10 protein-coding genes are annotated in these 11,734 nt (G+C 68.5%); 1 reads left to right on the forward strand and 9 read right to left on the reverse strand.

Annotated features, from left to right (window positions below):
- The first annotated feature begins 175 nt into the window (after window positions 1-175).
- Window positions 176-1,831 carry an ISL3 family transposase gene (locus K8556_RS37065; protein ID WP_223744858.1) on the forward strand — a complete coding sequence of 552 codons (1,656 nt, stop codon included), beginning with the start codon at window positions 176-178 and terminating at the stop codon, window positions 1,829-1,831.
- Between the two features lie 401 nt (window positions 1,832-2,232).
- On the opposite strand, the gene K8556_RS37070 is transcribed toward K8556_RS37065, so the two are convergent.
- The 9 genes from K8556_RS37070 to K8556_RS37110 form a co-directional block, all read right to left on the reverse strand.
- Window positions 2,233-2,964, reverse strand: a complete 732-nt coding sequence (locus K8556_RS37070) for an immunity 52 family protein (protein WP_370640028.1) — start codon at window positions 2,962-2,964, stop codon at window positions 2,233-2,235.
- A gap of 7 nt (window positions 2,965-2,971) precedes the next feature.
- Window positions 2,972-4,381: a Tox-REase-5 domain-containing protein gene (locus K8556_RS39610; protein WP_223744860.1), complete on the reverse strand. Its 1,410-nt coding sequence runs from the start codon at window positions 4,379-4,381 to the stop codon at window positions 2,972-2,974.
- A 196-nt stretch (window positions 4,382-4,577) separates the two neighbouring features.
- Entirely contained in the window at window positions 4,578-5,918 is a 1,341-nt protein-coding gene (locus K8556_RS37080; protein ID WP_223744861.1) for a hypothetical protein, read from the reverse strand.
- A gap of 125 nt (window positions 5,919-6,043) precedes the next feature.
- Entirely contained in the window at window positions 6,044-7,300 is a 1,257-nt protein-coding gene (locus tag K8556_RS37085) for a protein kinase (protein WP_223744862.1), read from the reverse strand.
- 173 nt (window positions 7,301-7,473) lie between these two features.
- Window positions 7,474-9,312: a serine/threonine-protein kinase gene (locus K8556_RS37090; protein ID WP_223744863.1), complete on the reverse strand. Its 1,839-nt coding sequence runs from the start codon at window positions 9,310-9,312 to the stop codon at window positions 7,474-7,476.
- Window positions 9,313-9,321: 9 nt separating this feature from the next.
- The gene (locus K8556_RS37095) at window positions 9,322-10,203 is read right to left on the reverse strand and encodes a DUF2381 family protein (RefSeq protein WP_223744864.1); all 882 of its coding nucleotides are present in this window, start codon (window positions 10,201-10,203) and stop codon (window positions 9,322-9,324) included.
- A gap of 95 nt (window positions 10,204-10,298) precedes the next feature.
- Window positions 10,299-10,598 carry a hypothetical protein gene (locus tag K8556_RS37100; RefSeq protein WP_199724156.1) on the reverse strand — a complete coding sequence of 100 codons (300 nt, stop codon included), beginning with the start codon at window positions 10,596-10,598 and terminating at the stop codon, window positions 10,299-10,301.
- A complete protein-coding gene (locus K8556_RS37105) occupies window positions 10,595-11,101 on the reverse strand; it encodes a hypothetical protein (RefSeq protein WP_223744865.1) in 507 nt (168 codons plus the stop codon). Before K8556_RS37105 ends, K8556_RS37100 begins: the two co-directional genes overlap by 4 nt.
- Before the next feature lie 30 nt (window positions 11,102-11,131).
- Complete coding sequence (locus K8556_RS37110) at window positions 11,132-11,701, reverse strand: M15 family metallopeptidase (protein WP_223744866.1); 570 nt, start codon at window positions 11,699-11,701, stop codon at window positions 11,132-11,134.
- Between the last annotated feature and the right edge of the window lie 33 nt (window positions 11,702-11,734).

Here is an 11,734-nt window from a genome sequence, read left to right on the forward strand (position 1 = left end):
TGAAGCAGTACGAGTTGCACGCGGGCTGGTGCGCCGGCTGCAACACCTGGCGCTGCGCACCGCTGCCGGCGGGAGTGGGCTTGGCCCGGTTCGGGCTCTCCCGCAGTTTGTGTGATCCTCGAGCAAGGAGGCAGGCGGTGCTGGCGGGAGGCCATGGCGGCGATTACTTCTGGGAATGAAAGAGTTGTACTCGACTCCCGGCTGTCGGGTGGAGCGCGTGACACGTAGCAGTTCAGCGGGAGCTGTCCTCGTGGTACGACCGGAGAGCAAAAGCGCGCGATGCCCTTCCTGCAAGGTGCGTAGCGAAACGCCGCACAGCACCTACGTCCGGCGCCCGGCTGCTCTGCCTTCTGCTGGGCACGCTGTTCAGCTTCATCTGCATGTGCGCCGTTTCTCCTGTCGAAACAAGACGTGCACGCGCCGCACCTTCGCGGAGCACCTGCCTCGTCTGCTCGCCCCCCGTGCCCGGCGCACGCATCGGCTCGCCACGGCGCAGCGCGCGGTGGGCATGACGGCGGGAGCAGAAGCCGGGGCCAGGCTTCTCGCGCCACTCGCCATGTCGACGAGTCCCGACACGCTGCTTCGGTTGATGCACAGCGCTCCCCTCCCTCCGCGGATACAGCCTCGGGTCCTCGGAGTGGATGACTGGGCCCTGCGAAAAGGCCGCACCTACGGCACCATCCTTGTCGACTTGGAAGCACACCGCGTCGTCGACCTATTGTCTGACCGCTCGGCACCGACTGTTGCTGCATGGCTGCGCGAGCACCCAGGCGTCGAACTCATCGCCAGGGACCGCTCCACCGAGTACGCACGTGCGGCGAGTCTCGGAGCGCCCGGCGCCCAGCAGGTCGCGGACCGCTGGCACCTGCTACTCAATGGTCGGCAGATGGTGGAGCGCTGGCTGACTGGCAACCATGCGCGCCTGCGGGCTCTGCCCGAAGTGACGAGCGCGGAGGACTCTCCCGTGCGTCGTCACGTCAGTTTCCCGCGCACGCGTGCTGAATCGCGCGCCGGGGAGGAAAGCAGGGCCCGCCGAACTGCCGCCTACGAGGCGGTGCGGCGCCTGCACCTGGCTGGAGAGCCCCTGCTGAAAATCAGCCGCACCCTCGGGCTTGCGCGAGCAACGGTGCGCAAGTACGCCCACGCGGAAACCTTTCCAGAACGTGCGGTTCGACTCCCCGGTCCAAGTATCCTCGACCCCTTCGTGGCGTACCTCGCACAGAGGCAGTCCGCTGGCTGCGAGAATGCGCTCGCCCTCTGGCGTGAGATTCGCGTCAAGGGCTTTGGCGGCACCTCGCGGCAGGTCCATCGCTGGCTCCAGACGCGGCGTACGGCACCGGCGCGCTCGACGCCCCGCACACGTCGCGGCCACGACTCAATCCCGAAGGCCCCGCGCCGCGTTGAAAGCCTCCCCTCGCCCAAGCAACTGGCATGGCTCTGCGTCCAGTCGCGCTCCGCGCTCACCTCCACGGAGGCAGCCACGCTGACCCGCATCGAGCAGGATGAAGAGGCTGCACGCGTCGCTGCACTGACACGTCGCTTCGGTGACCTGGTGCGCGAGCGGGGTGTCTCACACGGTGCTGAGCCTGTCTCGTCCTGCGCCGCATTCGAGCAGTGGCTGGGCGAGGCACGCACGTGCGGCGTGCGCGCGGTGGAATCCTTCGCACAGGGGCTTGAACAGGACGGCGATGCCGTCCGGGCCGCGCTGACGACCCCCTGGAGCAACGCGCAGTCCGAAGGCCAAATCACGAAGCTCAAACTTCTGAAGCGACAGATGTATGGGCGAGCCAGCTTCGACCTGCTGCGCCGTCGCGCGCTGCTTGCCGCCTGAGCTTGCGCGTCACACAAACTGCGGGAGAGCCACCGAACCGGGCCAAGCCCAGACAGCCGCAGGACGGCGGTCAACGTCCTGGACCGTCCGCTCGCTCCAGCGTGCGACATACGTGCGACACGCGGGGAGGACGCCGCCAACCACTCGTAAATACAGGGCGAAACAGTGCCGAAGGCGGGATTCGAACCCGCAGCACGAGACAACCCATTCCCGAGGCAGGATCGCCTTGACCCGCGATTTCCCTCTGGAGGTTGGCCCTCCGTCATCCCGCCCTGTCCCGTCCCCTCCCGCCAGATTCCCCTGGGGAGGGGCTATATGGGGGCAATGGGCGCCGCCCCTCGGCGAGGCTCGAAGCCGTGCGACGGAGGGCCGAGTCGTTCACTGCTCGGCCCCCCATGCGCCTACTTTTGGGGCTGGAGAGGTTTCAACAACCCCGCTCGGTCCAACAACTCTCCCACTCGTTCGGCTAGCGCCACATGCTCCGGGTTGCTGACCGTGAAGCGTTCGGGGGTCAGGACGATGAGGGTGCCCTTGTCCTCCACGGGCTCGATGCGGACCGGAGTAGGCAAGGGTGGCATCGCGCCCAAGTGGTGAGCAAGGTACATCACCCACCCGATACGAGGTGCGCCCCTTCCCGTGCGCGAATCCATCAGGCTGCTTAGCGCGTGTGAGGTGGCAACGCCCCAGTTAGGCTCCCACGCTACAACTGCTGCGCGCAGGAGGCCTGCCTGTACTGGGGCGGTCAGGATCTGCTCGGCATGCGGCCCTCGGCTGGGGAGCGTGAACGCACAGGCGTTGCTCACCCTTGTGGCGTAACTGCCGCAAGTGACGAGGAAACCAGTTGCGTCATAGTCATCGTCCACGCCATTCCAACCGCCGACGCGATAGCCAATCTCTTCGACGATGCGATCCTTGCCTCGACGAACGAGTGACTCAAGCTCAGAGCGAATGGGCTCCATGGGACGCAACTTGGCATCCTTGCGAGACTTGCCCGTCTGAAACCAGCGAGTGAATGAAGGCTCTACCTCGTACAGGCCCCTAAGTAGAGCCTCTAGCCTCGTTGCACATTCCTCTGGAGACTCCTTCCTTGGGCCCCAATAGGCCCCGGCATAATATTTCTCGTTCATATTCATGGGTTGTTCACGGAAGTGGAGGCGTGAAGACAATTTCGATTCCTTCAATCTGGTTGGCTCGAAATAGCTCCCTTATGGCCTCGGCAGTCTTTTGCTCGGCGATATGCCACCGGATGTGCGTGCTGTGAGGGGCTTTGGCCAACTGGCGCTGGGCTTGATCAACGAGCGCTTGGGCCCCTGACTTCTCGAACCACACTCTGGGGGCAAGATTGTCGAGGAACTTGTTCGCATAGCCTGGCCCCTTGGCCTCCAGCAGCACCTCATCCTTGAACCCATCGAACTTCACGCCTCCGCTGTTCTGGCCCACGCCGCCGACCCAGTATGCCTCGTCGGCGGAATGCCCCGTGATCTGCTCCTGGTAGCGCCGGGCACGCGCGGACATCGACTCCTTCGCGGGCCCCCACTGCCCAGGCCCCTGGGAAGGCGCGCCTCCCTTCGAGGCGGTGCTGGCGCGCTGAAGGATGATGGCCGCCCCGGGCCCTCCGCTCAACACCACCGCCGCGCGCTCTGCCGGCACCGCGACGCGCTCCAGCGCCAGCACGCCCTCCGCCGACAGTGAGAGCACCGGCACCGTGGCCTCCGCTCCCACCGCCAGTCCCTTCAGGGACCGCGTCGTCGCCGAGGCAGCGCCCCAGGTGGCGAACACGCTCGTCGTCAGCCGCGCCACCTCACGGATCTGCTCGCCCTCCGTCATGAACTTGAAGCGCTCCCAGTACGCGGGCGACGACTCGATGAGGGCCGCGACTCCCGCCGGCAGGTTGCCCAGCGCCGCGATGCTGTCCATGGGGCGAGAGAGGGTCTGCCCCAGCGCGTGGTACAGCTCCACGAAGGCATCCTGCGCCCCGTCCAACGAGCGGCTGATGACGTCCGCGTCGCTGTACACCTCGGCCAGGGGCCGCCAGTCCGAAGCCTGGAGCTGCGCGTCCACGGCACGGAAGACGCCGCCCTTGCCGCTGTAGAAGCGGCCCAACTCGAAGTTGCCCGCGCGGAAGGCGCCGTCCTTCCACTCGACGGGCGCCACCTTCTGCTGCGTGTTCCCGTTGAGGGCCCACGCGAGGTATCCATCCGGCCGGAGGACGGCCACCCGCTCCCGGGAGAAGCGCTCCACCTTGCGCAGCAACTCCTCGCGCGAGACTTCGCCGCCCTCCAGCACCTCGCGCAGCAGGAAGCCCGCCGCCATGCGGGGCGGGAAGGTGCCCAGCGTCACAGGCTTTTGCATGAGCTGCTCCAGCAGCCGCGCCGCCTGCGTGGGAGTCAGCGAGCCGCCCGCCAGGGGGCGCGCGTCCTGAGTCTCCAACCCCGCGTCCGTGAGGAGCTTCTCCCAGGCGTCTTCCCTCGCGTCACGGTGAGCGAGGCCGCCGCCCACGGCCCCAGCCATGCCCGCCGTGTCCTCCCGGAGCTTCCGGTGGCGCGTCATCCGCCCCTGCTCCCCAGAAGTCGCGATGGTCGGCCGCGACGAGGCCCGAGAGGCAGGCACCTCCTCGCGCGGCGACTGTGCCCCCTCTGGCGCGGGAGCTGGGCGCTGCGTGTAGCTCAGGCTCAGGTTTTGGCGAGGCGTGGGCGACACCGAAACGCAACCCGTCGCCAGCATGGCGAGGGCCAGCAGCAGGGCGTCAGCGCGCATTGTCCACCCCCAGGCCCAGCGAGGCGAAGGCGCCCGGCCGCAGCGTGCCCACGCCCTCGGGGAACATCAGTGTGCCCGCCGTGCCCATGGCGTAGAGCTTCCCGCCCAGCAAACGCCAGCGCAGCTCCGCCCCGCCCAGGTAGCGCGCCCCAGGCTGTCCCGCCCCCACCGCGAGCCCCTTCAAGGCGACTTCCACGGAGCGCTCGAAGAACTGCACCGCCACGCGCCCGTCCACATCGAAGCGCCCCCAGTTGAAGGCCTCCACCCCCAGCGACAGCTTCAGGTGTTTGTGGACGCCCCAGTAGCGGACCGCGTCCCAGCCCACCTCCGCCTCGCCATAGGCTGAATACCCATCCGGGAAGGACGCCTCCGCCAGCGGCACGCCTTCCGGCCCCGCTGCCTTGAATCGCGCCAGCTCGTAGTCCGGGCCGAAGAAACCCTGACGGAAGCCGCCGTGCTGCCGACGCCCTTCCAAGCGCAGCAGCAATCGCAGCGTGGGCGTCCTCGCGTCCACGCCCGCGCCCACCACCGCGCCCCAGGCACCGCCTTCACCAGTCCGTCCACCCCAGCCCGCCTGGACGTGCACTTCGTAGGTGGGCCGCACCACCACCACGGCCATGGCGTCCAGGTGCGCCAGCGTCACCGAGGGCGTCCGGCCCCCGGCCCGGCCCCAGTCGTGCACCGCCGACAGCGCCAGCGTGTAGCGCGCCTTCTCTCGGGGCGGGCCGAAGAGGACGTGCTCCACGTCGAGGGAGAACTCCGCCCCCATGAGGCGCGCGCCCAGCACATCCGAGACGAAGGCCTCCGTGTAGAGGGGCCCCAGGGTGCCAGTGAGGAAGCCGCCCGCCGGGTGGTAGTCGGGGTTGAGTCGCCCGCCGTAGCGCCGCACGAGGTGCGCGGACAGCAGGCTGTAGCCCTCCAGCGCGCCAAACCAGACGCCCACGGGCGCGTTGTCCGAGCCCAGCTTGAGGGCGCGCACCACCTGCCCGAAGTCCGAGACGCTGTCCCAGTCCTCCTTCCGCACGAAGCCCGCGTCCCCTCCACCGCCCCAGAGGCGCAGCCTCACGGGCGTGCCCAGGTTGAGGCCGAAGTCCTCGCCTCGCTCGAAGACAAGGGTGGGCTCCACCTGGAGGAAGCCCTCGTCCATGCCGGCGCCAGCGCGCGGAAGGAAGGACAACGTCGTCGCCTCCACGCGCAGCAGGTTGCGCCAGGCCTCGTCCAGGGGGCGCCGTTCCTCCTCTACGGGCGGCACCTCCGGGACGTCGTCGGCCCATGCGGCCACCGGCAACAGCAGCCACAGCCAGACAGCCCCGCTTCGCGTCATTCGCATCCACGCCCCCTGGGAGTGACACCTCCCAGGAGAGCAAAGGACACACGTCTGACATTCAGCCCGGCACCCGCAGGCCCCGCGCTGCTACCCAGGGGTGAAGGTCGGCTGCGTCGCGCCGGCGACTGTTAATGCCGTGACAGACGCAAGGCGCCCGGTCCCGGCTCTGTCGTCGTCTCGTCCGCGCTGCGCAGCGGGTGCGGCTCCGTGCGGATGGCGTCCTGACTCCGCGACGGAAAGGCCGGGACGATGCCACCCTCGTCTTCCAGCAGATTCAGCTCCTCCAGGGCCTCGCCGCCTTCAAAGAGGGCTGTCTCTACTTCCTTCACTGCATACGCCGCGCTGTACGGCCCCAGCCGCGCGAGCTGCCCGCGCAACTCCAGCTCCAGCGCCCCCGCTGTCGGGTAGCGAGACGCGGGCTCCCGGCACAGCAGCCGGAGGAAGACGGAGCGCAGCGGGGTGGACAGCCCGAACGCGGCTTCCTTCACGTCCTTCACCCGGTACGTCATGGCATGCTGGACGGCGTCCTCCACGAAGGGCGGCAAGTGCATGTCCATCGTCGTGGCCAGCGCCGCGAGCACGCGGTGACTCTGCTCCCGCGAGAGGTGTGGAGCCTCGTCCTCCTCCTTGAGATTCCCCGGATAGTAGAGGTGTCGCCCCGTGGCGAACTCCAGCAGCACCAGCCCCAGGGAGAAGAGGTCGCTTCTCGCGTCCGCCACCTCTCCTGCCAGTGCCTCCGGTGAGGCGTAGATGACTTCCCCTGGAGGGCGCGGCAGCGTCGTGGCAAGGCGCCCTTGCAGCTGGGAGCAAGCGACGCCGAAGTCCGTCAGCACCACGCCCCCGTTGGGGCGCAGGCGGATGCAGCCGGGGTTGATGTCACGGTTGACGATGCCCAGCGAGTTGCCCGCGTCGTCCGTGCGAGTGTGCGCATGCGCCAGGGCCGCCGCCACCTCCGCGCCCACATAGAGGACGAAGGCCTCGGAGAAGTAGCGCCCACGCATCTGGGCGATGGTGAGGAGGGTGTTCAGACTGAAGCCTTCCACGCACTCCATCACGGCGCCCAAGCCCAGTGCCTCTCCGAACTTCATCTCGAAGAGGCCATGGACGCGGGCGATGTTGGGGTGCTGGAGGAATTGGGCCAGCCGCACCTCCTCTTCCAGCCGTGCACGCGCCCGCTGGAACTTCTCCGGCACGGCCCCTTCCGGCAGAGGCACGCACTTCACGATGACCTTCCCCTTGTAGCCTGAGGGCGTCCGGGGCCGGGCGAACAGGACGCGCTCTCCATTGCGACCAATGCCTAGCTCCTGGAAGAACTCGTAGGTGGTATCACCCTGGCAAAAGAGGACCGTGCCCCCGGCGAGCCGGGAGTCAGCACCACTGGACATGAAGGGGGCTCCTGAATGCCCGCGCGAGGGAGCCGCGCAAAGGCAGACGGAAAGCTACCTCCGGCTGCCTCCACGCGTGAACGACGCCACGGGTCATCTACTTCAAATTTTCCTGCTATCCCCGGAATGTCCCCCGCAGCGGCAGAAATGCAACGAGTCTTTACGTTCCTGACTCAGGGCCAGCGGTCCACGACATAAGCGTAGTCTCCAACAGAGTAGACAACTGCCCCCGGCTTGGAGCCCTCCCACGCCTTCTGGGGGCCGTTCTGCCCAATGGCAACGCACACCGGCAACGTGCGGCCGTCCGGGAGGTGTGCTTCGGTGTAGCGGGCCAGAAGGAACGTCCCATCTCCCGTCCACAACCGGCCGTAGAACACCGTTCCCTTGGGGATGTAGGCCGTGCCCTTGTAGACAACCCCTGTCACGGGGCCATCCCTGAACACCCCTTCCTCACCAGGATCGCCCGGTTGGCTCCTATCGATGGTGAGCATCACGGAAGTGCGCGTCGACCAACCGAGCCCTCCGTTGCTTAGTCTTCCGAACATGGCGTTGCGCGCTTCCTCTGGGCACGCCCCTGATTCAGGACGCACCTGGGAGCTGCTGGGGCAGCCGAGTTGCAAGGCTACGGCGGCGCTCGCCGCAGCACACTTCGCGAGGAACTCCGTCCTGGCGCTAGTAGTGGAGGCCGTCTTGGCCGGGGCGTTGGACGGGCTTGCGACGATGGGAGCACGCTTCACGGCGGAGCTTTCCTTCCGAACAGGATCAAGAGGGGGCAAAGCTACCCCAGGGGACGACCCGGCCAGCACGTCGCCCGCGTCAGGTGAGGGGCCCGCATCTCCCGAAGGGGTGGGCACGGGGGGAGGAACGAGGGAGGCGACTCCCGCATCCCCAGGCGAAGTGGGCGCGGGCGGACGCTCAACGTCCTCACTGGAGACAGGATGCAACGCGGGACGCAGCCACATGAAGGCCCCCGCCACGGCCGCCACGACCAGGAGCGCCACTCCGGCGTCCACGGCGCGGGCCCTCCTCACGCGGCGGGCAGGGGGCGTTTCCTCATCCGTGTTGGAAGCGGGAGCGGTCGGGGGCTTCAACGAGGGGACGTGGACGGGAACGGTCCACTCCGGTCCCGCTTCGCCCGCGAGGGCCGCCAACTCGCGGCGCATCACCTCGGCCGTGGGGGGCCGCTCCTCCGGCTTCCGCGCAATGAAGCGCATCGCCACGTCACTGAGCCCCGCTGGCACCCGCGCGTTCAACTCCCGGGCGGACTTGGGCACCCAACGTCCTTCGACGGTCGCCTTCGGGGACCCGCTCGCGGGCTCCGCTGTCGTCAGCACGTCATAGAGGCAGACGCCCAGCGCGTAGACGTCATCCGTCACCTTGAACTCGTACCGCGCGCCCCGCTCGTCTCCATGCTCCTTCAGGAAGCGTGATGCCTCGGGCGAGCGATAGCGGCGGGTGCCGGGCGGCAGGGGCGCATCCGTCAAGTCCTCGGCGTGCGTGTAGTCGCCTGCGCTGAAGTCGAGGATGGCGGGCTCGCCGTCCTTGGCGCGCACCATGATGTTGGCGAGCTTCAGGTCGCGGTGGAAGACGCCGCGCCCGTGCATGTAGTCCATGGCGCCCGCGAGCTTCTCGAAGACGCGGACCACCTCCTGCGCCGTGGGGTGCATCCGCTCCACCCACTCGGCCAAGGTGTGGCCCTCTATGAAGTCCAAGACGACGTAGAGCCACCCGGTGCGGAAGTCGGGGAAGCGGCCATGACCATGGACCCCAACGATGTTCGGGTGAGTCAGGTGAACGAGGCAGCCCAGCTCACGCTTCAACCGTGCGTCCGCCTGCTCCGCGTCGCCGCTCCCTGGCCGGTGCATCGCGATCTTCATCGCAAAGTGGTGGCCGTTCATCTCGACACGATAGACAGCACCGTAGGTGCCCGCACCCAGCAGCTTCACCACGCGCCAGCCGTGAATCATGTACCCGGGCGGGAGCTGCGCGGGGTGGTGAATGACCGTCAACATGGCCGACCTCTACAGCGCAACACGCGGAACGAGAAGAGGACGCGCGCCCGTGGCATCCACCACTTCCAAGCGGAACAGCGTAACTGCATCCTCGACAGGCATCTCCGTCTCCACCACAACGGTGCCAACCTCTCCGGGACCAATCTGGGGTTGCTTCATGCGCACGCCGCGCACCGGCACTCGCGCCCCCCCCGTTGAACGGGTGAGGCGCGCTTCCGTGGGCGTCCACGGTGTCTTGCCGTGGTTCTTCACCTCCACGGACACCACTCCCCAAGTGGGTGCACGGAGACTGAAGCCGTCCACGACGTGCAGTGAGAACTGCATCTCCTTCATGGGTTGAAGCTCAACTTTCCTGGCAGCTACCCCGTTTTCATCCAGGACTCCCAACAGGGTGATAACCGCCGGGCTGCTCGCCTCGGTGTGCGCACGAAGTGCGGCAAGCTCGGCACGTACCGCCGCCAGCTCCGCCTGAAGCGCGGGAATCGACTGCGCGCGACGGAAGACCTGGATCCGCACATCAACCTCGGACTGATGCGTTACCAGCACAAAGACAGCCTGCTCGGGCCGCGCGCCATCTGAGTACCGCACTCGCAGCCCTAGGCGCTCACCAGGGCCCAGGTCCGCCGCAGGCTCCAGCGCGAGGATGCGCTCGCCGATGTCCACGAGCCGGAACCGCTCGCGGCCCTCCAGTTCCACCGAGGCCCGATCCAACGGCGCGTCGAAGAGAAGCAAGGTGACGGCGCCGGTCGCGACGTGCAGCTCCGGCACGGGCTCCGAGGCACTATCCGGAAGGGAGATGCGGCGCTCCTGGCGCTCGCGGGAAGCGGGGGCAGGTTGGGCAGGGACGGCGGTCCCCAGCAGCAGGACGAGAAGGGCAGCAAGTCGCGGCAACGGAGGCTCTCCGACGCGAAACCCTACCAGACGCGGAAACCTCCATCGTCAGGAATGGCCGTGGAGGCCTCCATTGCAGGTGGGGCGTTGCCACTTCACCTCGCGAGTCGGGCCGCCGCGAAACCAGCCCCCAGGCCCACGGCCACAGCCAGCAGCACCGCCGCCACGGGCACCCTGGAGGACTGCCGACGCAGCTCCGCGTTCTCCGCCTCCAGGCGCCGCAGCTCGCGGGCCGTGAGGACGCAGCGCTCCGTGGACAGCCAGCAGCCCTCGGATACCGCCACCGTGCGCCCGTCCTGAAGCGTCACGGTGGCGCGCGCCACGTCCAACACCTCGCCCTCGGCGTGCGCCGGCCCCGCGAGGACGAGGGCCAGCGCGAGCACCCAGGCTTTCACGCCTTGTCGCCCGGCTTGAGGGACTCCAGCGCGGCCACCGCCGCCGCCTTGCCGGCAATCTCCCCGGCCGCTACCTCTCCGGCCTTCTGCACCGCCTCCGCGTCCGCGTCGCCGAAGAGGAGCGCCTTCACCACGGAGAAGCCACCGGCCGCACCGAGGCCGATGGCCACCGCCTTCAGCAGCAGCGCCACGGTGAAGGACTCGCCCGCGAGCAACGCATTGGCGACCGCGCCCGCCACGGACAGCAGCACCGCCAGCGCCGCGCCCGCCCGCGCCGTGCGCAACACCGGCCACCAGGCCCCCATGTACCGGCGCAGCACGTAGACGAGGGCCACGACGCCGAGGGAGGCGACGAGGGCCCAGTTACGAGCCGTCACCGCGTCGAGGACGAGGCGCGCGAAGGACTCCACGTTGGAGGGGTCCGGGGCGCCGGCCTCCTGGGCGAAAGCGACGGCGGGGAGGACGAGGGACAGCGAGAGGAGGACAGCGAGACGTCGCAGCATGGGCATGGCCTTTCGTTGGGCGAGGGAGAGTTAGAAGCCGAGCCGCGCCAGGGACGCGGCCAGGGTGGGGTTTCCAGCGCGCCAGTCAGGCCGCGCTCGCGTCGTGTCGAGGAAGCGCCAGACAGAGGCGAGCCGCTGCGCGTCCGTGGCGCCCGCCGGCTCCGAGAGGAAGAGGCCGCGCACGGGCTGAAGCTGCGTACCGCTCATGAGGCCGGGCCACTGGCAGTGCGGCGCATCGCCGAAGGAGCCGCCCCACACGAAGCCCGCCTTGCGTGTCTCCTCGCCCAGGACGGCATACGCGGGCGCGTCCCAGCGCGGCTGAAGGCCCGGACGACTCACGTCCGCGTCGCGGCAGAAGTCCACGGCGAGGCCGTAGTTGTGCGCAGAGAGGCCTGCTGGGGCCGCGCGTCCGCCCTCGCCTCGAAGGTGCCGGGCGTGGAGCGCCTCCTGCTCGGCGAAGGTGGCGAAGCCGCGCGTGGCCACGTAGTCCGCGCCGCGCTCCCGGCAGCGGGAGATGACTTCGGCCATCACCTCGCGGAAGGGCGGGTAGAGGGACGCCAGGGCGACGCGGGAGAAGAGTTCAGGGCAGGGAGTCGTCATTCCCCCTTTCAATGGGGGCACCTTCCCGCCGTG

This window comes from Corallococcus sp. AS-1-12 (assembly GCF_020036995.1).
GTDB lineage: Bacteria > Myxococcota > Myxococcia > Myxococcales > Myxococcaceae > Corallococcus.